Here is a 25496-nt window from a genome sequence, read left to right on the forward strand (position 1 = left end):
TGGTATCCAGATGACGCCGCCGTCGGATTCTCCCTCCATTGCCATTGTGGGGGGCGGGATTTCGGGCCTGACGGCGGCCTATCGACTGCGCGGTGAACTCGACGGCCTAGGGGTAGGCGGAGCCCGCATCACCGTGTACGACCCCGCCGAGCAACTGGGCGGCATCCTGCGCACCATCACCCTGGGCGAGCACCGCATCGATATCGGTGCGGAAGCCTTCATCACCCGGCGCCCGGAGGTGCTGGACCTCCTGGACGAGCTGGGTTTGGCGGACCGCAGGATCGAGACCACCGGTGCGCGGCCCCTCGTCTACGCCGGCGGCAGCCTGCATCCGCTGCCCACGCGGACCGTCAACGGCATCCCCGCCTCGGCGTCATCGGTGATCGGCCTGGTCGACGACGAGACCGTCGCCCGCATCGACAGTGAACCTCAGCGCGATATGCCGTGGACCGTCGGAGCCGACCCCACCGTCGCCGACCTGGTGGCATTGCGGTTCGGGCCGCAGGTCGTCGCCAGGCTGGTTGATCCGCTGCTCGGTGGTGTGTACGCAGGCTCTGCCGCGACGACGGGTCTGCGCACGGCGGCCCCCGGTATCGCCCGGGCGCTCGACGAGGGTGCGGGCAGTCTGCTCGCGGCGGCCCGGCAGGCCTTGCCGCCGATATCTGCCACCGGCATCTTCGGTGCCATCGACGGCGGGTACGTGGTGTTGGTGGAAGAACTCTGGAGCCGCGCGCGCGCCGAACATCGGCAACTCGCGGTGACCGGTGTCGACCGCGACGGCGACGGCTGGACCGTCACCGCAGCGGGCGTGTCCGATCGCGTGGATGCGGTCATTGTCGCCGTGCCCGCACCCCGCGCGGCGGCCATTCTCGATGCGGTGGCACCGGAGTCGGCGGCCGCGGCGCGCTCGATCCCGGTGGCTTCGTCGGTGGTGGTGGCGCTGACCTTGCCCGGCGATGTCGAGCTTCCCGCCAATTCCGGTGTGCTTGTCGCGTCGGGAGAGTCGTTACACGCCAAGGCCATAACGTTCTCGACCAGCAAGTGGGGGATGCGTGGACGGAGCACCCAGGTGGTGCGGTTGTCCTACGGACGCTTCGGCGACACGGTGGCACGCGCCACCAGCGACGACCAGCTCCGGCATTGGGCCGTCGTGGATCTGGAAACCGTCCTCGGTGCTCCCGTCGCTCCGATCAATTCGGCGCTGGCCCGCTGGATTGACGCCATGCCGCAGTACGGGCCCGGCCACGCCGATGTCGTGGATGCCGTCCGCGCCGGATTGCCGTCCGGAATCGCGGTGGCGGGCTCCTACCTGGACGGGATAGGGGTGCCGGCTTGTGTGGCCTCCGCCTCTCGAGCCGTGCGGGACAGCGTGGCACGATGGAGGCATGGCTAGCCTCGATTTCGACACCCTCAACTCCACCATCCGCTACCTGATGTTCTCGGTATTCCAGGTACGCGACGGAGGGTTGGGCGAGGATCGCGACGGCGCCGCCGACGAGGTGGCCACCCTGATCAAGCGGCACGAGGATGACGGCGTCGTGGTGCGTGGCATTTATGACGTGGCCGGCCTGCGTGCCGATGCCGACTTCATGATCTGGTCGCACGCCGAATCCATCGAGAAGCTCCAGGCGTTGTACAGCGACTTCCGGCGCACCACCGCCCTGGGCCGGGCCAGCACGCCGGTGTGGAGCAACGCGGCCCTGCACCGTCCCGCCGAGTTCAACAAGAGCCACATCCCGGCGTTCCTCGCGGGGGAGGAGCCGGGCGCCTACATCTGCGTGTATCCCTTTGTGCGGTCTTACGATTGGTACTTGCTGCCCGATGAGGAGCGGCGCAAGATGCTCGCCGATCACGGTATCGCTGCGCGTGCGTACAAGGATGTGCGTGCCAACACCGTTCCTGCGTTCGCGCTCGGCGACTACGAGTGGCTGCTGGCGTTCGAGGCCCCCGAGCTGTACCGCATCGTCGACCTGATGCGCGACCTGCGCGCCACCGAGGCGCGGCTGCATGTGCGCGAGGAGACGCCTTTCTTCACCGGCCCGCGGATCTCGGCCGAAGAGCTCGTCGCCCGCCTGCCCTAGCCGCCATCCCCGCGCCGACACGCCGTGGCATGCCGAGACACGCCCGCGCGACGCGGCGTGTCGACGGCAAGCGGGGTCAGGACGGCTGCAGCGTCAGTGAGATCGAGTTGATGCAGTAGCGCTGGTCGGTGGGCGTGGGATATCCCTCGCCCTCGAACACGTGCCCCAGGTGGCTGTGGCAGTTGGCGCACAGCACCTCCACGCGCCGCATGCCCATCGAGTCGTCGGGCTTGAGGATCACCGCGTCCGAATCGGCCGGGTCGAAGAACGACGGCCAGCCGCAATGGGATTCGAACTTCTCGGTGCTACGGAACAGCTCGGCGCCACATGCCCGGCAGGCGTATACGCCCTCGGTCTTGGTGTCGGTGTACTCGCCGACGAACGGTCGTTCGGTACCGGCACGGCGCAGCACCGCGAACTCGTCAGGAGTCAGTCGCTCCCGCCACTGCTCGTCGGTCAGATTCACCTTCGGGTCGTTCGATGTCGTCATCGTCCGCTGACTCCTTAGTGCCTATCGCAGCCCTCATCCAGTCTGGATCCAGCCCTTGTTCCAGTGTGCCAGCGGCCTTGGCGGTCCGGTATCGAAGCACCAGCACCATCATCACGACGATCAGCAGCAGACACCAGCCGTAGGTGATCTTCAGGTACTCCAGGGCGCGGCCGGTCGTCAGCCAGTGCACGAGCAACCAGCGGTCCATGGTGAAGAAACCGTAGATCGCCAGCCAGGCCGGCCAGTTCCGCAGCACCGAGTTGGGCAGCACGATTGTCATGACGAACGGGAACAGCGCCATCGAGTAGTAGCCCTGGCCCAATCCCAGCAGCAGGAATGACGCGGTCAGCACCACACCGCCGGTGGTCAATGCCCAGAACCTGGGGTCACGGCGGCGGTAGTACTTGTACAGCAGCCACACGCTCACCAGGGCGATCAGCAGGAACGCGATGCGCAGGAAACCGATCAGCGGCACGGGGAGCCCGTAGTACACGCCATTGCCGGCGATGGAGCTGTTGAAGTAGTCGCGGGTCTCACCGAGGTACCTCACGGTGCGCCGGAGATAGTCCCAGCCGTCCACGATCCGGACCTTGTGTGGGCCGAACATCGCCACCGCGTTGAAGAAGGCGGGGATGCCGAAGGCGGCCGCGAAAACCCGCCACTGCCGGTTCAGTAGCGGCAGTAACAGCAGCGGTAACAGCAGTGGTTTGATGACCAGCGTCAGGCCTATCGCGACGCCGGACAGCCATTCGGAGTTCTTGTTCCCGTCCAGTAGCCAGCGGAAGAACAGCACCTCCAGTAGTAGCATCACGCCATTGATGTTGGTGAAAACAATTGTGTTGGTGACACTTTCGGTGCAGAACATGGCCAGCAGCAGTGCCGGTGCGGCCACCGAGGCCAGCGTGAAGTTGAAAAGCCGGAGCAGGAAGTAGGCCGCGAGCACGATCGCGATGGCGTTGATGGTGATGAACCAGTACCGCGACGCATCCACCGGCAGATATCCGAAGGGCGCCAGCAGCAACGTGCCGCCGGGCGGATAGATGTAGTGCGGGTCCACGTAGGAGAAGTTCTCGTTGTAGACCGGCTGGTGCCGTTTGAAGGCGATGACGGCGCGGTAGACGGGCCCGAAGTCGTCGGTGATGTAGCCGTTGGTGCCCAGCACGTAGCTGCGGTGGATCACCGCCATGATGGCCACCGGCCACAGCACCGAACGCAGGATGGTCGCGATTGACGGCGGTGCGGTCGGCGGTTTCAGAGCCTGTGCGACGGAGTTCTTGAAGCCCTCGATCAGGCGTGAAAATGACGTATCGACTGACACCACGCAGGCACCGTACCTTGCGTGCCCAGTGCGGTTACCGCAAGTACGACTAGGCCGGGCAGAACGTGTCGGTGTCCGGGAGCTTCCCGTCGTTCAGGTAGGCCAGGGACGGGGGCTGCGCGCACGCGGTGTAGACGATGGCACCGTGGCCGATGCCCTGCCACATGACGCGCTTGCTGGCCGCCTTGGCGTTGATGATCACCGCGGCCGTCGCCGAGACGCCCTCGCTGCCGGAGATCGGATCGTGTTGCCCGCCGAGGATCAGCACGTTGATCTTCAGATCCTGTGGCGGGTTCGGCTTGGATCCGCTGGGCCACTGCAGGCAGTTCGCCAATTCCAGGGCGGAGGTGCGCCCGAACAGGGGGTACTGCTTGCCCCAGGCCACCACCAGCTCGCGGACCCGGTCGGGGGTGGGGCGGGCCAGCGCGTCGCTGCACGAGTTGACGAACTGCCCATCGGTATCGCGCAGCGCGTTGGCCCGGTCGACCAGCGGGGTCAACGCGCCACTGTCAGGACCGCGCGCGGCGTTGAGGGTGTTCGCAAGATTCTGCACGACGGCGGTGCTGTCGCCGACCGGATATGCCAGCGCCGTGGTGATCGCCCTGACGACCGTCGCCCGTGACCAGGGCAGGCCGCCGTTCTGTGCGCGGTTCAGCAGGTCACCGACGGCCCCGGCCGGATCGGGTCCCAGCGGGCAGTTGTTGGCGACGCACTGTGCGGCGAAGGCGTCGAACGCGGACTGCTGGCCCTTGAGCCGCTGTTCGGCGGCGGCCTCGGCGGCGATGTCGGCGGCCACCGGTGAGTCGAGCATCAGCCGGGCCACCTTGTTGGGGTGGGATCCGGCGTAGGCCAACGCGACCCGCGCGCCGCTGCCGATGCCGAGCAGCGCCAGGGCCGGCACGTCCCACTGGGCGCGTAGCGCCTCCAGGTCCTCGGCGGCATGCGCGTCGTTGTAGGCGGAGTCACCGGGGGAGATGGTGTCGGTGCAGTTGGTGGTCGCGGTTTCGACGATCTTGCCCAGGCTCGCGACGGGGTCATCGCCGCCGCGGTACTGCGCCTGGTCCCGCATGTCGCGCGTATCCCAGGTATCGCGGCAGGTGATGGCATCGGATCGCCCGATACCGCGGCGGTCGACGGCCACCACAGGGCGCTGCTTGAGCACCTGCGCGCCCGGCCCGTTGAGCCAGGTGGCCAGCTGGACCGAGGACGGGAGATCGGAGCCGGTGGTGAAGACGAGCGGGCCGGCATCGGCGGGTGTCTGCGAAGTCTTGGCGCGCACCGCGCCCAGCGTCACGCTGCCCGGGGCGCCGTTGATCGGGTCCAGCGGCGCCTTGTACTCGGCGCACTCGAGAGTGAACGTGGGCGAGGTGGTGATGTTGGCGCTGGCGAGCACCTCACGGGTGCAGTCCTGCCAGGACAGGTCGACCTTGGGCTTGTCGATCGAGGGGGGACCGCTCGGTGGCGGTGTCGTGGCGGGACCCACATTTCCGTGGCCCTCGTCCATCGCGAAATGCGGCCCGGCCGAGGGGCCGGGTGCACACCCAGCCAGTACCACGGCAACCGCCATCGCCCCCATCAGCCGTGCACGCATGCCGACCACAGTATCGGGTGAACATTGGCTAAGCCCGGACGTGCCGCGTGAACAGGTAGCCGTCCGCGTCTGCGAGCAGCAACACCCGCTGCCACGCCGTGGGTGCTTCGGTGGGGCTCGACACGATCCGGCCCCCGTCGCCGCCGACCGTGGTGGGCGCAACGGTCAGACACAGCTCGTCGACGAGACGTGCCGCAAGCAGCGTGCCGAGCAGTGACGGGCCGCCCTCGCACAGCACTCGGGACAGGCCCCGGCTGTGCAGTCCGGTCAGTGCCGCACGCAGATCGACCTTCCCGGCGTGCAGGTGGTTCTCGGCGACGAGAATCTGCGCTGCCGGAACCCGGGAAGCGACGTTCGCCGCTCCGGACGCCGTGGTGACCACGATCGGCGTGACCTCAGATTCGTTGAACAAGGGAATGCTCGGATCCACGGCTCCCGAGGCCGTGACCACCGCAATCACCGGAACCTCGCCCTGCCCGCGGGCCTGACGGCGCTGACGCACGCCGACCGGTAGATGTGCGCCGTGATAGCGCTCGGCGCGCGCGGTGCCGGACCCGACCAGAATCACATCGGCATTGGCGCGCATCGCGGCGAATACCGCCCGGTCGCCGTCGCCGCCGAGCCCACCGGACAAGCCGGTGACCGTCGCCGCCCCGTCCAGGCTGCCAATCATGTTGGCGCGCAGACAGATTTCATTGTTGGCGGGGTAGTCGTAGAGATCGACCAGCTCGCCGGAATCCACCGGGGCCCCGGTGGTCAGCTGTGTGAGCTGTATCCCAGTAGGGCCCGGAATCGCCTGTTCATCGTCACTGTCGGCCACAAGGAGATCTCAGCACGCCGTTACGCTGCCCGTGTGACTGATCCGCAATCTGGTGCCGTTACGGGCCATTCCCCGTCGCTTCGCTCGCCCGGGTTCCCCCAGCACCTTGCCGACAGGCACCCCACGGTCTCCAACGAGCGGCTCATCGCCCAGCTCGTGCCGCCGCCGACGTTCACCGCGGTGAGCTTTGACTCGTACCGGCCTGACCCCAACGAGCCGACGCAGACGGCGGCCGTGGAATCGTGCCGGGCCTTCGCCCAGGAGGCGACGATCCGCCGGGCGGGCAAGAAGAAGCTGTTCGGAAAGCGCGAGGTGCTGCCCGGAGTGGGGATCTATCTCGACGGCGGGTTCGGTGTCGGCAAGACCCACCTGCTGGCGTCCATCTATCACACGGTGCCCGGCCCCAAGGCGTTCGCGAGTTTCGGTGAATTGACTCAGGTGGCAAGTGTTTTCGGCTTCCTGGAGTGCATCGAACTGTTGGCCGACTACACAGTGGTGTGCATCGACGAGTTCGAGCTGGATGACCCCGGCAATACGACGCTGGTATCGCGGCTGCTTTCGGAGCTGGTGGCGCGCGGGGTATCGATCGCCGCGACCTCCAACACGCTGCCCGAGCAGCTCGGTGAGGGCCGGTTCGCGGCCCAGGACTTCCTGCGCGAGATCGCCGCGCTGTCGGCGATCTTCAACACGGTGCGGGTGGAGGGCCCGGACTACCGGCACCGTGACCTGCCGCCCGCTCCCGAGCCGCATTCCGACGAGCAGCTTCGCGAACTGGCGGCGTCCATCGATGGCGCGACCTTCGACCAGTTCGACGATCTGTGCCGCCACCTGGCGAGCATGCATCCATCGCGGTATCTGAGCCTCATCGAAGGCGTGACCGCGGTCTTCATCGCGGGGGTGGAGCAGGTGCACGATCAGTCGGTGGCGCTGCGGATCGTGGCCCTGACCGACCGGCTCTACGATGCCGGCATCCCGGTGCAGGCCTCCGGGATGAAGCTGGACAAGATCTTCGACGACGAGATGGTGGCCGGCGGTTTCCGCAAGAAGTATCTGCGTGCCACCTCGCGGCTGCTGGCGCTCAGCGCCGCGGCGCTACCGAACGCTGCATGACGTAATCGCTTTCCAGTCGCTCACCCACCCGGAAGGTCTTGGTGCCGCTGCGGGTGAAGCCGTGCTTGGTGTAAAAGCGTTGCGCGCGTTCATTTTCTTGGTTGACGCCGAGCCAAACCCCGGACGCGCCGGACGCGGCTGCCTCGGTAAGCGCCGCGCTCATCAGCACTGCCGCGACGCCGGCTTGGTGGAACTCGGGCAGCACGTACATCTTGGAGAGCTGTATCGCGGGCCGCAGCGTGACCGCGCGCTGCACGTCGGGGTCCTCGGCGACGCCCTCGACAAGCATCGCGTACCCGACGATCGCGGTGTCGTCGCGTGCCACCAGCACCCGGTTATCGAGGATGTATTCCTCGAACCTGTCGGCGCTGAGGTTGGCCGCGATGAATGCCGCGACGTTCGCCGGAGTCGACGACGGGGGACAGGCGAGCGGGAAGGTGCGGGCGGCGACAGTCGCCAGTTCGGTGCTGTCGTCGGCGGTCGCGATGCTGACCTGAATCGGCATGACCGGCAGGCTACCTATACTTGGCCCCGGTTCCAGACTCTGCGGCCCTATCGACGATCAATCCCGAGGAGCACCACATGACCGAGCCTGAGGCTCTTCGCCCAAGAGGCTCATCGCGTCGCGTTACCGCATTTGGCGAGATTCGTGATGCGGTAGTGGGACAAGGCCTGCGCACGCTGGCCCGCACCACCCCGTGGGTGGAGACCGAACTCGTCGGCATCGCCCAGGTGGTCAAGCCGGGCGACGTGTGCATCGACGTGGGTGCGGCGGCCGGTTTCTACACCGCGGAGCTGGCACGTCTGGTGGGTGCCGACGGCCTGGTGTACAGCCTGGAGCCGCTGCGGTTCGCGCACGCCACCTCGTCGGCGGCCCTGGGCCTGCGCAGCGCGCAAAACGTGCGCCGCCATGCCGTCGCACTGGGTACCAATGTCGGTGAGCAGGTGATGAGTGTGCCGCTGCGCAACGGCAAGCCCATCACCGGACGGTCGTTCGTCGATGCGGGTGCCGACGGGTTGGGTTCCAACGCCGAGTTCCATGAGCACATCCGGGTGGTGGTCGACACCGAGACTTTCGACGGTTTCTGTGAGCGGCTGAACATCACGAGGATCGACTTCGTGAAGATCGATGTCGAGGGTGCCGAACTCGATGTGCTGGTCAGCGGCGAGAAGACGATCGAGCGGACCCGTCCGGCGATGATGCTTGAGGTCGAGGACCGTCACATGGAGCGCTTCGGGCGTACCGCCGCCGACATCGTCGCGTGGTTCGCCGCGCGGGACTACCGGATGTCGGTGTGGAGTGCGGACTCGTGGCGGCCCGTGGACAAGGTCACCGAGACCTTCCGCAACTACTTGTTCCAGCCTCGCTGACTTCCTGCTCGCGGGGAAGAGTGAGGGCTCAGAGGTCCCACTGGGCCAGGTGGACCTGGGTCTGCGCCGAACGCAGCACGATGTGACGCACCGGTCCGCGGTAGACATCCCAGTACACCGCGCCGTTTACGGTCGACCCCTGCGGCGCGTTACGCAGCGCGTAGTTCAGATCGTCGGGTTCGTCGGTGCGCTGCGGCTCGTAGGCATCCCCGGTTTCCGGTGAGATGCCGCCGAGCTTGAGCGCCATCAACAGTGCGTACGCGTTGGGCACCGTGGTCGGCCGGATGGTGACGTATGCCTTCCAGATCACGCCGCGTGGGGTGGCCATGCCGGCCGGGACACCGGTGGGCTCGATGTTGTGCACGGTGACATCGGCACCGATGGTGCCGTAGTCGAAATGCAGCGTCTCGCCGATGTGCCCGATGGGGGTGACGCGATCGGGCAGCGCGGAGGCCGCCGGCGCCAGGGTCATGGCAATGGCGGTGAGAGCGGCGATGAGCGGTAAGGCGGGGCGTAGACGCACCCAGCGATCTTGGCACACCCCACATGGGGGTCGGTGCCGCATGGCTCTTCGATATTCGGCCTGCACAGGGGCCCCGACGACCTACGATGACCTGATCGGAGCGTGCGGCCCGGCCGGAGGGGACGTGAGGAATGCGCGTATTGGTCACTGGCGGTACCGGATTCGTGGGTGGGTGGACCGCGAAGGCGATGGCTGACGCCGGGCACCAGGTCCGCTTTCTGGTGCGTAAGGAAGCTCGTCTGCACACCACGGTGGCCACGCTCGGTGTCGACGTATCCGATTACGCCGTCGGGGATATCACCGACAGGGAATCGGTCCAGGCTGCGCTCGACGGATGCGATGCGGTGCTGCACAGCGCGGCCATGGTCAGCACGGACCTCAAAGAGGCCGAACGGATGATGGCCATCAACCTCGCGGGCACGCGCAACGTGCTGGGGACGGCGGTCGAGCGTGGCCTCGATCCGATAGTGCATGTTTCGAGCATCACCGCGCTTTTTCGGCCGGGTTTGCAGACCTTCGAGGCGGACCTGCCCGCGGCCGGTGGCAGCGATGGATACGGCCAGTCGAAGGCGCGGGTCGAGCTGTACGTGCGCGCATTGCAGGACTCCGGCGCGCCGGTCACCATCACCTATCCCGGCATGGTGCTGGGCCCACCCGTCGGCGATCAATTCGGTGAGGCCGCCGAGGGTGTGCGCTGGGTGCTGTTGATGCGATCGGTCCCGGGGCGCAGCGCGGCATGGTTGGTGGTCGACGTCCGCGACCTCGCGGCTCTGCACACCGCTCTTCTGGAACCCGGGCGCGGACCGCGGCGCTATACCGCGGGTGGTCATCGGCTGGAGGTCGACGAGCTGGTGGATCTGCTGGCCGACGCGTCGGACAGCACCGTGTTGGCTGTTCCGGTACCGGACTCGGTGCTGCGCGCGGCGGGGACGGTGATGGATCAGATTGGCCGCTATGTGCCACTGGAAACCCCGGTCACCGAGGCAGGTATGCAGTACTACACGCAGATGCCCGCCTCCGATGACACACCCAGTGAGCACGAACTCGGCGTCACCTATCGTGACCCGCGGGAAACGCTGGCGGACACCATCGTTGCCTTGCGCGCGGGGAAAGCAAACTCGAAACTGTTCGGACTATGGCCCTTCTCAGAATAGAGCGGCTCAGCGCGCTGCCCGCCGACGAGGCATTTGCGCGGATCACCGACTGGCCGCGGCACAGTGCGCACATCCCGTTGACCACCGTCGTCGTGACCAGCGACCCGCCGGATGGCGTCGGCACCACATTCGTGGGGCGAACGGGGCTGGGGCGTATCGGCTTCGAGGACCCGATGACGGTCACCCGGTGGGAGCCGCCGCGCGGCGGTGATCCCGGTCGTTGTCGGCTGGAGAAGACGGGAAAACTGATCGTGGGGTGGGCTGAGATCGAGGTGCGCGCCGAGGGCGCCGGTTCGCGCGTCATCTGGACCGAGCACGTGAGTGTGCGCGGTGTGCCACGCGTCGTAGACCCGCTGGCCAAGGCCGGCGGCCAGTGGATGTTCGGCCGCGCGATCGACCGCATGCTGCGCTAGCGGGCGGCGCGCCACTGCGCGATGGCGATTCCGATCTCGGTGGCGGGCGGCTCACCGTAAATCCACTCGCGGGCAATGCGATGCCAATTGCCGGTGACATTGAGCTGGCCCAGCACGCCGAACGTATAGAAGTCGGCGCGACGCGAGAATATGTGTTCCGGCGGCAGGTTTTGACGGCGCATACCGGCAAACTCGCTGGATCGCGGGTCCACCGCGAGAATCATTGCACTGGAGGCGATTTCCGGAGTAATGGTCATTTCCTCGTCGACGAGATTCCAGCCGGATGCCGCATGGCAATACTCCAGACAGTCCTGGGGGCTGACGTGCCCGTGGCGATCGATGATGCCGCGCGCGACCATCGCGTCGTACATGTCCTGGGCACGGCCTTCGGCGGCGGCGCGCATGATGTGTCGCTCGAATTCCACATGTTCGGGGTCCATCCGGTTGTACAGCCCGAAGTCCACGAATCCGAGGGTTCCCTCGGATGTGCGCAGGATGTTCCCCGGATGGGGGTCACCGCAGAAGTCGTTGTCCTGGAACAGCGACCCGATATAGAAGCGGAAAATGAGCTCGCCGATGCGGTTACGTTCCTCGTCGGCGAGCGTCTGCATATACGGGAACGGTTGGCCGTCAAGGAATTCGGTCACCAGGATCTGCGATGTGCACAGTTCTGGTATGCAATCGGGAATGACGATGAACGGGTGCCCGCGGTAACGTTCGGCGATCTCGTGTTGGGTGCGAGCTTCCCGGGGGTAGTCCAGCTCACTTTCCAAGTTCATGGAGATCTCGTCCATGAATGCCGAATTAGACAGTGTGGGAAGTGCTTTACGCCAAAACTTGGTGAACAGCGCCAGGTTCTGCATATCTGCGCGCACCGCTTCGTCCACTCCCGGATACTTCACCTTGACCGCAACCTCGCGTCCGTCGTGCAGCACGGCGCGGTATACCTGCCCGATGGATGCGGCTGCGACGGGAGTCTCGTCGAAATCGCGGAAGTTTTTCGGCAGCTTTCCCAGATTGGACTCGATGATCGGTCGCATCACCGAGAACGGTTCGCGTGGGGCCTGATCCCGCAACTTGGCCAGCTTCTGCCGGAAGCGCTCGCGGTGAGCTTCGGGCACCATATCCACTTCGAGCATCGAGAGCAGTTGACCGAGCTTCATCGCCGAACCCTTGAGGCTGCCCAGGACGGTCACGAGCTGGTCGGCTGCCTGCAGCGTGGAGCGCTCCGCGAGTAGTGCCCGTGCTTGCTCCGACCGGCCGATCATCGAGAGCCGGCTGCCGGCGGTGCGCACGGCCTGTCCGGCCGCCAACTTGCCGAGTGCACGGCCACGGGTGATACGTGCCAGGGGGATTCCGTCGGTCATGAGGTGCTGCCGCGCGCGCTGGTGAAGGCCAGGTGCAACGGCTGGTCGGGATCAAGGGTTAGTCCGTTGAACTCCGCGATCGACGCGGCGAGGCCGGACAGCACCGTGGTCAGGTACTCCACGAAGGTCTCGATGGACATCGGTTCGGCGCGCAGCTGATTAGGGCCCAGGAACCATTCGGTGGCGGTGCCGATCGCTCCGGCGGCCGAGCTCACCGCGAGGTCGGCGTCGTCGATGTCCACCGTCTCGTCGTCGATCGCACTGGACAGGATTTCGGCCATATCGTGCGTCATCTGCTGCGCGGTCGCCACCAGCCGCTCAGTGCCATCGCTGGAATTGACGAAGTGACCATGCACGATGAAGCGCAACACGTTCGGGTGATCCGAGATCATCTGCGCGTATTCGGTGGCACCGTGCTGAACCAACTCGCGGGCGGAATCGGTCATCAGGTTGATACGCGCCATGGCCGCGTTCCAGACCATGGCCTGCACGCGTTCCAGGACGGCGGTATGTAGGTCGGCCTTGTCTTCGAAGTACCGGTATAGCTTGGGCTTTGCAACGCCCGCCTCGCGGGCGATGTCGTCCATGCTGACGGTGGCGCCCAGGCTGTCGATGGCACGAAATGCCGCATCCAACAACTCTTCTCGGGCAATCTTGCGCCGGTCGCCACGCTTCGCTGCGGCCGGGGCTGCCTTGGACGCGACGGCTGTGCTCACGTTCTCCACGCCTCTCATCACCAGTGATGGTACGTGTGCCCGGCCGTTTGCTGTCCGCTTCGGGCGACACGTTCATGCTCCCTATTGTGCTCGTACCGTGCGGTATGGATACTAACAGTAGTACTCAGAGTACTACTAATAAATCGCCAGGTCAGACGTCAATGAAGACGTCGCAGGAAGGAGTTCCGTCATGGCTGTTGTGGAGCAGGGGCGGCGTGGAGTCGCGGCACGCGCATTGCCCAAGGTGCGCCGGATGAACTTCCGGTTCGGTGAACCGGCCCCCATGAAAAAGCACTACGTCGAGGGCGACATCGTCTTCAGCCACCTGGTCTCGCTCCTTTCCGGGGCGTTCCCTCCCGGTGAGGAGTCATTCATCCGGTCCGTGCGCAATTACTCCGACCAGATCACCGATCCGGTGCTGAAGAAGCGGGTCGCGGGCTTCATCGGTCAGGAGGCCATGCACGGCCGCGAGCACCGCAAGCTCAACGAGAAGATCATCGATATGGGCTACCCGCTGGTCCGCATCATGAACTTCGAGGAGGGGAGTCGGCGCGAGCGGTTGGTCATCGCGCTGGAGAAGCGTGCTCCCAGGATCGCGCATCTGGCAATGACGGCCGCCGCCGAGCACTACACGGCAGTTCTGGCCCAGCGGGTGCTTTCCAGTGCTGAGCTGCAAGAGATTCCGATGTCCAAAGAGATCCACCATCTCCTCAACTGGCATGCCATGGAGGAGATGGAACACAAGTCGGTCGCCTTCGACGTGTACCGCGCGGTGGGCGGCCCCGAGTCGGTACGCATCGGCGTGATGTCACTCATCTGGGCGGGAACGCTGCCGTTCATGACCCTTGCCGTACTGGCCTCGATCCTCACCGACCCGAGCGGCTGGAAACCGCTGGCGGTGCTGCGGCAGACCATCGACGTGTACCGCGGCCCGCTGGTCAAGGGGCTGATGCGCGATATCGCCGAATACATGCGGCCCGGATTCCACCCCGACGACATCGACACCGAAGAGCTGCTCGAGGACTGGCAGGCGATCCTGTTCGGAACCGATGGCGAGCTCAACGACCGCCTCCCGGGACGTCGCGCGGTGGGCCAGTGACAGCTGAGGCCATCCGAGTCGCGCGTACCGACGCCACCGGCAATACGGTGCTGGAGGTCGAAATTTACGGCAGCACACATGTTCTCGACTGGCCGCCGGGCAAGAAGCTGCTCGACGTGCTACTCGATGCGGGGATAGACGCGCCCTACGTGTGCCGGGAATCGGCCTGCGCCACCTGCATCTGTTCGGTGAAGTCGGGACAGACGCGCATGCTGATGAACGAGTCGCTCATCGACAGTGAGGTGGCCGACGGATTCACGCTCGCTTGCCAGACCCTGCCGGAATCAGATCGGGTGCAGATCTTTTTCGACGGGTGACGGTCGGCGCGGCGTCGGTCGATATGGTCAACCCAGTTCGTGCCGCAGGGAAGCATCAGCTGCGCAGTACCTGTGAACAGGCAACCGGGCCTTCCCGATAGGCACGAATGAGCAGCGATAAGCTGACTATCTGCTGATCGAATGAGGTGTATCGACTATGGCGACATATGACCTGCTGGTGCGCGGCGGCCTGGTATTCGACGGGACCGGAGCACCCGGTCGATCCGTGGACATCGGGGTGCGTGGCGGCAAAGTGGTGGCAATGGCGCCCGACCTCTCGAGTGCCGACGCCGACGAGGTCATCGACGCCGACGGTAAATGGGTCATCCCGGGCATGGTCGATGTGCACACCCATTACGACGCCGAGGTGCTCGTCAGCCCGGGGCTCGGGGAATCGGTGCGCCACGGCGTCACCTCGGTCATCTACGGCAACTGCTCGATGTCGGCGGTGTATGCCGATCCGGAGGATGTCGCCGATCTCTTCGCCCGAGTCGAGGCGCTGCCGTGGGATGCGGTCCACTCGGCGCTCAAAGAGCACAAGGACTGGGACGGGCCACGTGGGTACCGCAAGGTCATCGAGTCACTTCCGTTGGGTGCCAACGTCGCAACGCTGATCGGGCATTCGGATATCCGTGCCGCGGTCATGGGTCTCGCACGCGCGACCGACTACGCCGAGCGCCCCACGTCCGGGGAGTTGAGCCGGATGCGTGCCATGGTTACCGACGCCCTGGACGCCGGCTTTGTGGGCCTGTCCACCGACCGGCTGCGCTTCTCCAAGCTCGAGGGCACGCGTTTTGCGGGCCGCCAGTTGCCGTCCACCTATGCGACCTGGCGCGAATACGGCGCCCTCTACGACGTGGTGCGCCGGCGTGGCGCCGTGGTGCAGTCCAATCTCGACGTCGAAAAGCGGCCCGAGACGGTCATGCACTTCCTGCTGAGCGGTGCCCGGCCCTGGCGGCGTTCACTCAAGACGACACTCTTGGCCGCCTTCGATCTGAAGAGCAACCGTTCGGTCATCAGACTTCTCAAGGCCGCCACTGGTGCCCTCAACCCGCTGCTGCGGTCCCAGGTCAACTTCCAGCTGCTGGCGGTGCCCTTCCATCTGTACTCCGACGGCATGGACCTGGTCATCTTCGAGGAGTTCGCCTCCGGCACAGCGGCATTGGATATCCGCGATCAGCTGCAGCGGGTCGACCTGATCAAGGACGAGGGATATAGGCGACGGTTCCGCAAGGAGATGGCCCAGAAGTACGGGGTGGTGGCCTGGAACCGCGATATGTACGACACCGAGATCGTCGGCTGCCCCGACGAATCGGTGGTGGGCAAGTCATTCGGGCAGGTGGCCGACGCTCGCGGTGTGCAACCGGTGGATGCCTTCCTGGACCTTGTCTCGGAGTACCCCGGGAAAGTCCGCTGGCACACCACCATCGCCAATGACCGCACCGACGTGCTCAACGAGTCCATCAAGTACCGGCATTTCCAGCTGGGTAACAACGACTCCGGTGCCCACCTGCGGAATATGTCCTTCTACAACGCCGGGCTGCGGTTGCTCAAGCGCGTGAAGGAGGCCCGCGATGCAGGGGCTCCGTTCATGCCGCTGGAAGCCGCGGTGCATCGGCTCACCGGCGAGCTCGGTGAGTGGTACGGCCTGAACGCGGGGCAGCTGCGCATCGGCGATACCGCCGATATCGCGGTGATTGACCCTGCGGGCCTTGATGATTCGCTTGAGGAATACCACGAGCAGTACATGGAGGAGTTCGGGGTGTCTCGTCAGGTATGTCGCAATGACAAGGCGATTGCGGCCACGGTTGTCGGCGGGCAGCGGGTGTACTCCTACGGCACCTTCGTCGAGGGCTTCGGCAGCACGGTCAAAGCAGGCAGGTTCCTGGCCGCGGGCTAGCCGAGCCAGCCCATGTTCTTCCCGAAGGTCTCGGCCGCGGGGGAGAGCGAGCCCAGCTCCTTGCTGCGCTGTACATAACCCTGAATGGCGATCATGAATTGCATGGGGTTGTACACATCTTCCTCGTTGGCCCATTCGTTGTTGCCGGCGTACCGGAAGATGCTGATATTGGTTGCTTCCCAGATGCTTCCGTCGCCGGGGTCCCTCATTCTGTTGACCAGCTCGCAGATGATCCAACCGTGTTCCTCGTCGACGACGTGCCAGTTGGAGAAGTAGTGCGGCATCTCCACCCCGGGGAACTCCGACATCGTCTTGACCATGGATTCGCGAATGGACTCACGGCCCTCGAAGGTGCCATAGGTCGGTTCGATGTAGGTGGCGTCCGCGGCGAATAGATCGGCGTATTTGGCCCAGTCGCCCTTGGGGCCTATGTCGTCGACCACTCGAAGGTGATGATCGAACATGCCTTGCAGCTCGTCGCGTGACCACTGTCCCATGGCGGGGACATTAACACCGCCGACCGTTCGGCTTCCGGGGTTTCTTCGGTATTGGCGTGAAATTGAAAGCAGCGCACAGAAATTCGCGCGGCTACAGCAGGCCGAGCTGTTTCAGGTCGGTTGCGTACTTGACGATGAGATCCCGTGTGAGGTGTGGGATATCGGCGTTCTGCGCGGACTGGACACCCTCACGGAACCTGATCGCAGGCAGGAAAGCGCCGTTGTGTGCGTGTTGCGGATACCGGTACGCGTGGAGCAGCGGTAGCAGTGAGTGTTGCTTCTGCTTTTCGGGTAGGCCGCGGATGGCGGTGTCGAAGCGGCTGAACCATTCGTTGTAGTTGTCGATGCGCGCGATGGGGTATCCGGCTTCGATGAGCCAGTCGACGAAGTTGTCCAGCGAGATTCCGTCGGCATGCGGATTCACCGAATCGTAGGTGTGGAATCCTTCGATGGCACCGAGGGCGGTGATGGCAGACGCCGTGAAATCGGCTGGTAGCCCGTCATAATGGGCGAGTGGTCGTTCGTCGGTGGTCTGTGCTTGATAGAACGAGCCGGGGGCGATGCCGGTGGCGATGAGGCTGAGGATCAGGCGGGTGAATTGGTCGGGGACGTTGAGCTGTCCGGTGTAGCGGCTGTGGGCCAGGATCATGTCCGAGCGGAACACCGCGACCGGGAGGCCGCACAGGTCGTGTGCCTCACGCAGCAGCACCTCTCCGGCCCATTTCGCGTTGCCGTACCCGTTGGCGTAGCCATCGTCGATGGGACGGACCGCGCTGATGATGCGAATGTCGGACTCCTCGTCGAACACCTTGGGATCTACCGAGATTGCCACGGCAACTGTCGAGAGGTAGGTGACGGGCTTGATCGTGGTGGTCAGCGCCAGTTTGATGATTTCCGCGGTGCCCACGACATTGGGTCCGAAGAGCTGGCTGTAGGGCAACACGTGGTTCACCAGGGCGGCTGGGTGCACGATGACGTCCACGGTGTCGGCCAGACGCTGCCAGGTATCGATATCCAGCCCGAGGTTCGGGTCGCCGATGTCTCCGGGGATCACCTCGAGGTGCTTTTCCGCCAGCGCGCGGAAGTGCGCCAGCAGCTCGGCATCATCGCTGTCGAAGGCCTCCTCGAGGCGCCGGTAGGCGGCTTCGGCGTTCTTGCCGCGAACGATGACGATCAGCTTGCCGTCTGTCTTATGCAGGCGCTCAAGCCATTCCAGCGCCAGGAACCGTCCCAGGTAGCCGTTGGATCCGGTGAGCAACACGGTCTGCGGGATACCGACGGCCCGGGGTACCGAGGGCGCAGCCCGCAGGGTGGCTTCGTCGATGAACTTGTCCAGGGTCAGGTCGGCCGCGCGGATCTCGGTGTGGCCCGCGCCGTGCACCGATTCGGCGCTGGGACGTAGGGACAGCGCAGAGCCCGAGTCCCGGCGCGTCTCGACGATGCGTGCGACGGCGTTCAGGTCGTTGGCGGCGCTGACAATATCGCCGACCGGAATCTCGACGGCGAAGATATCGCGTAGTAGATCCGAGAAGGCAAGGGCCGACAGTGAATCGCCGCCGAGGTCGAGGAAGTGCGCATCCGGGCTCACCTCGGCCGCGGACAATCCCAGCAGCGCCGTGACCGCTCGCTGCACGGTGTCCAGGACGGGCTTGCCCTCGTGCCCGGCAGAATGCAGGGCCTGCAACTCAAGAGCTTGAGCGGTCGCGATATCGGAGTAGAGCTGTTCCAGGCGGGCGCCGTATTTCTCATGCAGTTTGGGGCGGGCCAGCTTTGCGATACCGGTCAGCAGTCCGTTGGCCGCCGTGAACGGCTCGGTCTCCACCAGGAAGTCGCGCGGCACTTCGTAGGGCTGCAGTTCGGCCTCGCGGGCAACCTGCTGGAGCGACTCCGCGATCAGGCGTCTGAGGAGATCGTCGTCTCCCCGGCTCTGTTCGAAAGCCTCGGAAGTGGGCACCACCACGGCGAGCAGGTACGACCGTTCACTGCTGCCGTAGACGCAAATCTGATGCACCAGCGGGCTGTTGGCGTACTCGGCTTCCAGGTTGGCGATCGCTACGAATTCACCCTGCGACAGTTTGATGACGTTGTTGCGCCGGTCCACGATCTGGATCTTGTCGCGCTCCAGCTCGGCGACAATGTCCCCGGTCTTGTAATAACCGTCGGGATCGAAGACGTCGGCGGTGACATCGGGGCGCTTGAAGTAGCCACCGAACACCGATTCCGCCTTCACCAGTAGCTCGCCACGCGGATGCGGCTTGTCGGTGGAGAAGTAGCCCAGCTCGGGAACGTCGACCAACTTGTAGTCGATGACGGGCGGGCGCTGGATCCGGCCGTTGCGCACGATCACACCGGCCTCGGTGGAACCGTAACCGTCGGTGATACGAGCATCCAGGCAGGATTCGATGAAGAAGGCCAGCTCCTCGGAGAGTGGGGCCGAGCCGCACACGATCGTCAAAACACGCCCGCCGAAGAGGTTTTCGCGGATGTCGGTCTTGACGTCGGCATCAAGGGTGGCGAGATCGGCTGCCGAATCCACCGCGGCGCGGCGTTCGACCTCGTTGCGATAGCGTTGAAAAAGCATGTCGCACACGCGGGGAACAAGAGTCACCACGGTGGGGCGAGTCAGGGTGATGTCCTCGAACAGAGTGGACATATCGCTGGATGCGGCGAAGTACGCCAGGCCGCCGCAGGCCAACGCCGTGACCAGGCTGCCGCGTCCCATGACATGGCTCATCGGCATGAAGTTGAGGTTGATCAAAGGAATTTCAGCCTTGGAGCTCAGCGTGTCGGCACGCAACCAGGGCTTGGCCACCATCTTCTCGGTGTACGTGGCGCCCTTGGGAGTGCCGGTGCTGCCTGAGGTGTAGATGACCAGCGCAAGCGGGTCGGTGCCCTCCGCCGCGGTGAACAGGGGGGCATCCGGGAGAGCACGCCCGTGCCCGATGACCACGGATATCGGGTCGACGGAAATGGGCACGCCCGCCTCGGCGATCCGGTGCTGCGCGGACTCGAGGCTTTCGCGCTGTGCGTCGACACCGGGGTGATAGTCGAAGACGATGATATGCCGCAGTGACGGTGTGGCGAGCACCGATTCCATTGCCGCATCGAGTAACTCGGCACTTACCGCCAGCACGGAGGGTTCGGATTCGGCCAGGATCGCGGTCCAGTTGGAGGCCGGCGCGCTGGTCTGCAGCGGAACCGCCACCGCGCCAAGGTGGATGCACGCGAGGTCGATCGCGGTGTAGTCGACGCTGGTGAAGCCGAGCATGGCGACGAAGTCCCCGGCCCGGACCGGGGTGACAGGGTCGTGATGCCAGGCGGAGGCCAGCGCGCGGCCCATGCCCCACAGCTCTCCGTAGGTCAAGGTCTCGAACTCGGGCAGTGGATGTAGCGTCGATCGGCCTGCGTCATCGGTGACGAGTTCCTGCGCCCGGTGCCCGAGCGCCGGACGGTCGGCGTAGCCGTCCATGATCGTGGCGACCACCTGCGCGAGCCGTAGTCCGGGAACGGCCACGGCAGCATCTACCGCGGTATCGGGTTTGGCGGCGCGGAACTGCGGATCCTCGGTGAAGAGGCGTCTGACCCGGTCTCCCAACCGCTGACGACGTGCTTCCTTGGTGTTGTTAGCGGCGGCGTCAATGGTCATATCGGCAGCTTACGAAACCCTGGATTCTGTAAGCGCGCGGGTCACAGCAGCCCGAGCTGTTCGAGGTCCTTGGCGTACTTCACGATCAGCTGCTGCGATAGGTGCGGGATATCGGTCGTGCCGTCCTGCCCGGCCGGGCCGATTCCAGCCGCCTGCACGGCATGCTGGAACCGCTTGGCCGGGACGACCCCGTGGTCTTCGGCGCCGGAGGGCTGCTCGAACGCGTGGAGCAGCGGTAGCAGTGAGTGTTGCTTCTGCTTTTCGGGTAGGCCGCGGATGGCGGTGTCGAAGCGGCTGAACCATTCGTTGTAGTTGTCGATGCGCGCGATGGGGTATCCGGCTTCGATGAGCCAGTCGACGAAGTTGTCCAGCGAGATTCCGTCGGCATGCGGATTCACACAGTCGTAGGTCTCGTAACTGTCCGTCACCTGGGTGCCCAACGTGGTGATCGCCTCGGCGGTGAAGTCACCTGGCAGCCCGTCGTAATGTGCCCGCGGGCGTTCGCCGGCGGCCTGTGCTTGATAGAACGAGCCGGGGGCGATGCCGGTGGCGATCACGCTGAGGATCAGGCGGGTGAATTGGTCGGGGACGTTGAGCTGTCCGGTGTAGCGGCTGTGGGCCAGGATCATGTCCGAGCGGAACACCGCGACCGGGAGGCCGCACAGATCGTGTGCCTCACGCAGCAGCACCTCTCCGGCCCACTTGCTGTTGCCGTAGCCGTTCGCGTACAGCTCGTCGATGGGACGCACCGCGCTGATGAGCCGGATATCGGACTCCTCATCGAATGTCGTCGGATCGACATACGCCGCGACCGCGACCGTCGAAAGATAGGTGACGGGCTTGATCGTGGTGGTCAGCGCCAGTTTGATGATTTCCGCGGTGCCAACGACATTCGGTCCGAACAACTGGCTGTAGGGCAACACGTGGTTCACCAGGGCGGCCGGGTGCACGATGACGTCCACGGTGTCGGCCAGACGCTGCCAGGTATCGACATCCAGCCCCAGGTCTGGGTCGCCGATATCGCCCGCCAGCACCTCGAGGTGCTTTTCCGCCAGTGATCGGAAAAGGGCCAACAGCTCCGTGTCGCCGGTATCGAAGGCCTCCTCGAGGCGCCGGTAGGCGGCTTCGGCGTTCTTGCCGCGAACGATGACGATCAGCTTGCCGTCTGTCTTATGCAGGCGCTCAAGCCATTCCAGCGCCAGGTAGTGGCCCAGATAGCCGTTCGATCCGGTGAGTAACACGGTGTTCGGGGTGCCGGCGGATCGGGGGAGTGACGGTGCCGCCTGCAGGGTGGCTTCGTCGATGAACTTGTCCAGGGTCAGGTCGGCCGCCCGGATCTCGGTGTGCCCGGCGCCGTGTACTGTCTCGGCGGTCGGCCGAGTGCCACCTGAATGGCGTTGTTCATCAATGAATTTCGCGACACCACTGAGATCGTTGGCGGCGCTGACGATCACGCCGACGGGTACTTCGACGGCGAAGATGTCGCGCAGCAGATCAGAGAAGGACAGTGCAGATAGCGAATCGCCACCCAAATCGGTGAAATGCGCGTCCGCGGCGAGCTCGGCGGAGGAGACCCCAAGCAACGCTTGCGCGGCCTTGAGCACCGTCTCCAGCGCGGGCTTGTCCGGATCGACACCGTGCAGCGCACGCAGTTCGGCGGCTTGCAGCTCGGCGATATCGGCGTACATCTGCTCCAGCCGTTCGCCATAGTGCGCCTTGAGGTTCGGGCGCGCCAGCTTGGCGATGCCGGTGAGTAGGCCGTTGCCCTGGGTGAACGGCTGCGGCTCGATGATGAAGTCGCGGGGAACCTCATAGGACTGCAACTGGATTTCCTTGGCGATGTCCTGCAGCGAGTCGGCGATGGTCGCCTTGAGCGCCGCGGCGTCGCCCTTGGCCGTGGCAACCGCCTCCGGTGTCGGCACCACGACGGCCAGCAGGTACGACCGCTCGCTGCTGCCGTACACGTAGATCTGATGCACCACAGGGCTGTTGGCATACTCGGCTTCCAGGGTGGCGACCGCGACGAACTCGCCCTGGGAGAGCTTGAGCACGTTGTTGCGGCGATCGATGATCTGGATGTTGTCGTGGGCTAGCTCCGTGACGATGTCGCCGGTCATGTAGAAACCGTCCTCATCGAAGACGCCGGCGGTCACCTCGGGGCGCTTGTAATAGCCAAGGAACATGCCGTCGGTCTTCAGCAGAAGCTCACCGCGCGGATGCGGCTTGTCGGTGGAGAAGTAGCCCAGTTCGGGCACGTCGACCAGCTTGTATTCGATGACAGGCGGGCGTTGCACGATGCCGTCGCGGAACACCATGCCGGCCTCGGTGGATCCGTAGCCATCGGTCAGGTTCAGCTCGAAGCAGGATTCGATGAACTCGCCCAACTCTTCAGAGAGTGGGGCGGAGCCCACCATGACCGCCAGCACGCGGCCACCGAAGAGGTTGTCGCGGATATCGGCCTTGACCTCTGCGGCAACCGCGTCGGCATCGGAGGAGTTGCCGGTGACGAGGCGGCGATCCACCTCGGTCTGGAATCGCTGGAACACCATGTCGCAGACGCGGGGAACCAGGGCCAGCGCTGTGGGGCGGATCAGCTCCATGTCTTCGAAAAGCGTTGACATGTCACTGGATGCGGCGAAGTATCCGAGGCCGCCCGTGGACAGGGTGGAGGTGAGCGTGCCACGACCCATGATGTGGCTCATCGGCATGAAGTTCAGCCCGATCATGGGCAAGTTTTCGGTCCCGGCCATGACGTCTTCGCGAATCCACCAGCGGCGCACGATGTTCTCGCTGTGCATGGCGCCCTTTGGGGCCCCGGTGCTGCCAGAGGTGTAGATGAGTAGCGCCAGTGGATCGTCTCCGGGGGAGGGCGCGTAGAGCGGAGCCGCGGGAAGCTGGGCGCCCCGGGCGATCACGGCGTCGAGGGTCTCGATGGCGATACCCGATCCTGCGAGCTCTGCGCTGGCCGCTTCGAAGGCGTCACGCTGGTCATCGACCTCGGGGGTGTAGTCAAACACCACGACCTGCTTGATAGACGGTGTGGCGCGCACGGATTCCAGTGCAGCGCCGATCAATTCGACGCTTACCGCAAGCGTGTTGGGCTCTGCCTCGGCCAGGATGGTGGTCCACTGCGAAGCCGGTGCGCTGGTCTGTAGGGGAACGGCGACGCCGCCGAGGATCATGATCGCCAGATCCAGCACGGTGTAGTCGATGCTGGTGAACCCCAGGGTCGCCACCAGGTCGCCGCCCCGGACGGGATGGCCGGTGTCATGATGCCAGGAGGCGGCTACTGACGTTGTGCGGGACCACAATTCGCCATAGGTAGTGGTGTCGAAGCGGGGAAGCAGGCGCAGCACGGTGCGGCCGTTATGGTCGGTGACCAGCTCGCGCGCACGCTCGCCCAGGGCGGGCCGCTCGGCGTATCCGGTCATCGAGGTCGCGATCGCTTCGGACAGGTGTAGGCCGGGGCGCAGTACTCGTTCGGCCACCGCGGTGTCGGGCTGGGTGGCGCGGAACTGGGGATCGCTCTCGCGCAGCTTCTCAATACGACGGGCCAGCTGCTCCTGCTGCGGGTCGGTTTCATTGGTCACGGTCATGGGCAGCCTCACATCAACAGGGTGTTCTTTGGAAGTCTGAAAAGTAGATTACCTAAACTAACGATATATCCAGATATGGTATTCCTCACAACTCAGTCTCCCGCTATCCGGGATGTAAATCCAGCATTGAGTCGCCCATAAAACAGTTGCGCAAGAGTCCCTCGACGCACAGGATTGTCCAGCGCCACGAGCCATGAAAGGAGGCGCCATGACACATCTAGAGGTTGCTAGTCAGAATCTTCCGGGCGCCACGTGCTCGGGTAGGCGGGTGAGGAACTGGGCATCGATGATCGAGCCCGGAACCCTGCGGCAGGCCGAGGAAGTGGCCGCCATGCCGTTCGTCGCGCCGTTTGTCGCGTTGATGCCCGACGCTCACGTCGGCATGGGTAGCTCGGTCGGCACCGTGATTCCCACCGTCGACGCGGTCATCCCGGCGGCGGTCGGAGTCGACATCGGCTGCGGCATGATCGGTATGCGTACCGGCTTCTCCAGATCAGATATCGATCGCCGGATCGCGACTGCGGGTACCACGTTGGCGGCCCTGCGGGAGTCCATCGAGGATGCGATTCCGCTCTCGCCGGGGAACTACAACACGGGGCGCGATCGATTCGCATTCACTCGCGGTCGATACGAGGAGCTGGCCGAACTGGCCGCAAGCACTGAGGTCGATCTGTCGCACTCGCCCAAGTGGCGTGAGCAGCTGGGCTCGCTCGGTGGTGGTAACCATTTCATCGAGCTGTGCCTGGATGAGGCCGATGCGGTGTGGCTGTTCCTGCACTCCGGTAGTCGGGGTGTCGGCAACAAGATCGCGCAGAGGCACATCAAGATCGCCCAGCGGCTGTGCAAGCGTTGGTATGTGCCGCTGCCGCACCAGGATCTGGCATTCCTGCCGCAGGGCACCGACGAGTTCCGGCGTTACCTGCTGGACCTGAAGTGGGCGCAACGATTCGCCTATCTCAACCGGGCCGAGATGATGGACCGGTTCGCTTCGGTTTTCGCCGAGTGGATGGGCGTTGCCGACGCGCAGGTAGTGGAGACCATTAACTGTCACCACAACTACACCCAGCGTGAGGAGCACTTCGGTAAGCAGGTGTGGCTGACCCGTAAGGGCGCCGTCGACGCGCATGAGGGTGTGAAGGCGATCATCCCCGGATCCATGGGAACGCGGTCATATGTGGTGCAGGGCAAGGGGAATCCGGAGTCGCTGTGCTCGGCACCGCATGGCGCCGGGCGTAGGTTCTCCCGAACCGAGGCGCGTAAGCGGTTCACGCAGGACGATCTGCGCAAGCGGATGGCAGGTATCGAGTATCGGGATGGCGCCGAGTTCATCGACGAGATCCCGGACGCGTACAAGGACATCGATCAGGTGATGGAGGACGCGCGGGATTTGGTGACCGTGCTGCATCAGCTGCGCCAGATCATGAACGTCAAGGGCACCTAGCAAGAGCATGGGGCGGTGGGTGGATTCAGACCGTCCCAATGCTGCT

General features: G+C 64.9%; 21 protein-coding genes. 10 read left to right on the forward strand and 11 right to left on the reverse strand.

Features of this window, described 5'->3' with window-relative positions:
• The first annotated feature begins 10 nt into the window (after positions 1–10).
• A complete protein-coding gene (locus tag BKG76_RS19620) occupies positions 11–1393 on the forward strand; it encodes a protoporphyrinogen oxidase (protein ID WP_070939414.1) in 1383 nt (460 codons plus the stop codon).
• Positions 1386–2081: a hydrogen peroxide-dependent heme synthase gene (gene hemQ, locus BKG76_RS19625; RefSeq protein WP_070939415.1), complete on the forward strand. Its 696-nt coding sequence runs from the start codon at positions 1386–1388 to the stop codon at positions 2079–2081. The genes BKG76_RS19620 and hemQ overlap by 8 nt, the downstream gene beginning before the upstream one ends.
• Positions 2082–2157: 76 nt before the next feature.
• On the opposite strand, the gene msrB is transcribed toward hemQ, so the two are convergent.
• The 4 genes from msrB to BKG76_RS19645 are packed head-to-tail and all read right to left on the reverse strand — an operon-like array spanning position 2158 to position 6300.
• Positions 2158–2547 carry a peptide-methionine (R)-S-oxide reductase MsrB gene (msrB, locus tag BKG76_RS19630; protein ID WP_078278046.1) on the reverse strand — a complete coding sequence of 130 codons (390 nt, stop codon included), beginning with the start codon at positions 2545–2547 and terminating at the stop codon, positions 2158–2160.
• Positions 2504–3889: a glycosyltransferase family 87 protein gene (locus tag BKG76_RS19635; protein ID WP_407937668.1), complete on the reverse strand. Its 1386-nt coding sequence runs from the start codon at positions 3887–3889 to the stop codon at positions 2504–2506. The genes msrB and BKG76_RS19635 overlap by 44 nt, the downstream gene beginning before the upstream one ends.
• Positions 3890–3938: 49 nt before the next feature.
• Positions 3939–5480, reverse strand: a complete 1542-nt coding sequence (locus BKG76_RS19640) for an alpha/beta hydrolase (protein ID WP_083338191.1) — start codon at positions 5478–5480, stop codon at positions 3939–3941.
• A 28-nt stretch (positions 5481–5508) separates the two neighbouring features.
• Positions 5509–6300 carry a pyrimidine reductase family protein gene (locus BKG76_RS19645; protein WP_070939419.1) on the reverse strand — a complete coding sequence of 264 codons (792 nt, stop codon included), beginning with the start codon at positions 6298–6300 and terminating at the stop codon, positions 5509–5511.
• Positions 6301–6333: 33 nt separating this feature from the next.
• Here BKG76_RS19645 and zapE point away from each other — a divergent pair, with 33 nt between their 5' ends.
• Complete coding sequence (gene zapE, locus BKG76_RS19650; protein WP_070939420.1) at positions 6334–7410, forward strand: cell division protein ZapE; 1077 nt, start codon at positions 6334–6336, stop codon at positions 7408–7410.
• Here zapE and BKG76_RS19655 read toward each other — a convergent pair.
• Positions 7379–7915 (reverse strand): GNAT family N-acetyltransferase, encoded by a 537-nt coding sequence (locus BKG76_RS19655; protein WP_070939421.1) that lies wholly within the window; start codon positions 7913–7915, stop codon positions 7379–7381. The two genes, zapE and BKG76_RS19655, sit on opposite strands and share 32 nt — an antisense overlap.
• A gap of 77 nt (positions 7916–7992) precedes the next feature.
• Between BKG76_RS19655 and BKG76_RS19660 the strand changes: the two genes are divergently transcribed.
• Positions 7993–8781 carry an FkbM family methyltransferase gene (locus BKG76_RS19660; RefSeq protein ID WP_070939422.1) on the forward strand — a complete coding sequence of 263 codons (789 nt, stop codon included), beginning with the start codon at positions 7993–7995 and terminating at the stop codon, positions 8779–8781.
• Positions 8782–8809: 28 nt separating this feature from the next.
• On the opposite strand, the gene BKG76_RS19665 is transcribed toward BKG76_RS19660, so the two are convergent.
• On the reverse strand, positions 8810–9304 hold the full coding sequence (locus BKG76_RS19665; RefSeq protein ID WP_109420961.1) for a DUF1942 domain-containing protein: 495 nt from the start codon (positions 9302–9304) through the stop codon (positions 8810–8812).
• Positions 9305–9435: 131 nt separating this feature from the next.
• On the opposite strand from BKG76_RS19665, the gene BKG76_RS19670 reads away from it, so the two are divergent.
• Positions 9436–10458 carry an SDR family NAD(P)-dependent oxidoreductase gene (locus BKG76_RS19670; protein WP_070939424.1) on the forward strand — a complete coding sequence of 341 codons (1023 nt, stop codon included), beginning with the start codon at positions 9436–9438 and terminating at the stop codon, positions 10456–10458.
• Positions 10440–10871 carry an SRPBCC family protein gene (locus BKG76_RS19675; RefSeq protein WP_070939425.1) on the forward strand — a complete coding sequence of 144 codons (432 nt, stop codon included), beginning with the start codon at positions 10440–10442 and terminating at the stop codon, positions 10869–10871. Before BKG76_RS19670 ends, BKG76_RS19675 begins: the two co-directional genes overlap by 19 nt.
• Here BKG76_RS19675 and BKG76_RS19680 read toward each other — a convergent pair.
• On the reverse strand, positions 10868–12238 hold the full coding sequence (locus BKG76_RS19680; RefSeq protein WP_070939426.1) for an ABC1 kinase family protein: 1371 nt from the start codon (positions 12236–12238) through the stop codon (positions 10868–10870). The two genes, BKG76_RS19675 and BKG76_RS19680, sit on opposite strands and share 4 nt — an antisense overlap.
• Entirely contained in the window at positions 12235–12963 is a 729-nt protein-coding gene (locus BKG76_RS19685) for a TetR/AcrR family transcriptional regulator (RefSeq protein ID WP_070939427.1), read from the reverse strand. The genes BKG76_RS19680 and BKG76_RS19685 overlap by 4 nt, the downstream gene beginning before the upstream one ends.
• Positions 12964–13144: 181 nt before the next feature.
• On the opposite strand from BKG76_RS19685, the gene BKG76_RS19690 reads away from it, so the two are divergent.
• The 3 genes from BKG76_RS19690 (at position 13145) to BKG76_RS19700 (ending at position 16270) form a co-directional block, all read left to right on the forward strand.
• Positions 13145–14053, forward strand: coding sequence for a metal-dependent hydrolase (locus tag BKG76_RS19690; protein ID WP_070939428.1), 909 nt, complete (start codon positions 13145–13147; stop codon positions 14051–14053).
• Positions 14050–14370, forward strand: a complete 321-nt coding sequence (locus BKG76_RS19695) for a 2Fe-2S iron-sulfur cluster-binding protein (RefSeq protein ID WP_070939429.1) — start codon at positions 14050–14052, stop codon at positions 14368–14370. Before BKG76_RS19690 ends, BKG76_RS19695 begins: the two co-directional genes overlap by 4 nt.
• A gap of 157 nt (positions 14371–14527) precedes the next feature.
• The gene (locus BKG76_RS19700) at positions 14528–16270 is read left to right on the forward strand and encodes an N-acyl-D-amino-acid deacylase family protein (RefSeq protein ID WP_070939430.1); all 1743 of its coding nucleotides are present in this window, start codon (positions 14528–14530) and stop codon (positions 16268–16270) included.
• On the opposite strand, the gene BKG76_RS19705 is transcribed toward BKG76_RS19700, so the two are convergent.
• From BKG76_RS19705 to car (BKG76_RS19715), 3 genes are all read right to left on the reverse strand, one after another.
• The gene (locus tag BKG76_RS19705; RefSeq protein ID WP_070939431.1) at positions 16267–16767 is read right to left on the reverse strand and encodes a nuclear transport factor 2 family protein; all 501 of its coding nucleotides are present in this window, start codon (positions 16765–16767) and stop codon (positions 16267–16269) included. The genes BKG76_RS19700 and BKG76_RS19705 overlap by 4 nt on opposite strands.
• A 91-nt stretch (positions 16768–16858) precedes the next feature.
• Positions 16859–20413 (reverse strand): carboxylic acid reductase, encoded by a 3555-nt coding sequence (gene car / locus BKG76_RS19710; RefSeq protein ID WP_070939432.1) that lies wholly within the window; start codon positions 20411–20413, stop codon positions 16859–16861.
• A 41-nt stretch (positions 20414–20454) separates the two neighbouring features.
• Positions 20455–24009, reverse strand: coding sequence for a carboxylic acid reductase (gene car, locus BKG76_RS19715; RefSeq protein ID WP_070939433.1), 3555 nt, complete (start codon positions 24007–24009; stop codon positions 20455–20457).
• Positions 24010–24217: 208 nt separating this feature from the next.
• On the opposite strand from car (BKG76_RS19715), the gene BKG76_RS19720 reads away from it, so the two are divergent.
• Positions 24218–25450, forward strand: coding sequence for an RtcB family protein (locus BKG76_RS19720; protein WP_070939434.1), 1233 nt, complete (start codon positions 24218–24220; stop codon positions 25448–25450).
• Positions 25451–25496: the final 46 nt, after the last annotated feature.

Origin of the sequence: Mycobacteroides franklinii, from assembly GCF_001853795.1 — a bacterium.
GTDB lineage: Bacteria > Actinomycetota > Actinomycetes > Mycobacteriales > Mycobacteriaceae > Mycobacterium > Mycobacterium franklinii.

Excerpts from the sequence above, each read along its gene's own strand:
- car (WP_070939432.1), bottom strand. The coding sequence starts at position 20,413 with ATGACCATTGACGCCGCCGCTAACAACACCAAGGAAGCACGTCGTCAG.
- BKG76_RS19680 (WP_070939426.1), bottom strand. The coding sequence starts at position 12,238 with ATGACCGACGGAATCCCCCTGGCACGTATCACCCGTGGCCGTGCACTC.
- BKG76_RS19700 (WP_070939430.1), top strand. The coding sequence starts at position 14,528 with ATGGCGACATATGACCTGCTGGTGCGCGGCGGCCTGGTATTCGACGGG.
- BKG76_RS19705 (WP_070939431.1), bottom strand. The coding sequence starts at position 16,767 with ATGGGACAGTGGTCACGCGACGAGCTGCAAGGCATGTTCGATCATCAC.
- car (WP_070939433.1), bottom strand. The coding sequence starts at position 24,009 with ATGACCGTGACCAATGAAACCGACCCGCAGCAGGAGCAGCTGGCCCGT.
- BKG76_RS19690 (WP_070939428.1), top strand. The coding sequence starts at position 13,145 with ATGGCTGTTGTGGAGCAGGGGCGGCGTGGAGTCGCGGCACGCGCATTG.
- BKG76_RS19675 (WP_070939425.1), top strand. The coding sequence starts at position 10,440 with ATGGCCCTTCTCAGAATAGAGCGGCTCAGCGCGCTGCCCGCCGACGAG.
- BKG76_RS19720 (WP_070939434.1), top strand. The coding sequence starts at position 24,218 with ATGACACATCTAGAGGTTGCTAGTCAGAATCTTCCGGGCGCCACGTGC.
- BKG76_RS19660 (WP_070939422.1), top strand. The coding sequence starts at position 7,993 with ATGACCGAGCCTGAGGCTCTTCGCCCAAGAGGCTCATCGCGTCGCGTT.
- BKG76_RS19620 (WP_070939414.1), top strand. The coding sequence starts at position 11 with ATGACGCCGCCGTCGGATTCTCCCTCCATTGCCATTGTGGGGGGCGGG.
- BKG76_RS19670 (WP_070939424.1), top strand. The coding sequence starts at position 9,436 with ATGCGCGTATTGGTCACTGGCGGTACCGGATTCGTGGGTGGGTGGACC.
- BKG76_RS19640 (WP_083338191.1), bottom strand. The coding sequence starts at position 5,480 with ATGCGTGCACGGCTGATGGGGGCGATGGCGGTTGCCGTGGTACTGGCT.
- hemQ (WP_070939415.1), top strand. The coding sequence starts at position 1,386 with ATGGCTAGCCTCGATTTCGACACCCTCAACTCCACCATCCGCTACCTG.
- BKG76_RS19655 (WP_070939421.1), bottom strand. The coding sequence starts at position 7,915 with ATGCCGATTCAGGTCAGCATCGCGACCGCCGACGACAGCACCGAACTG.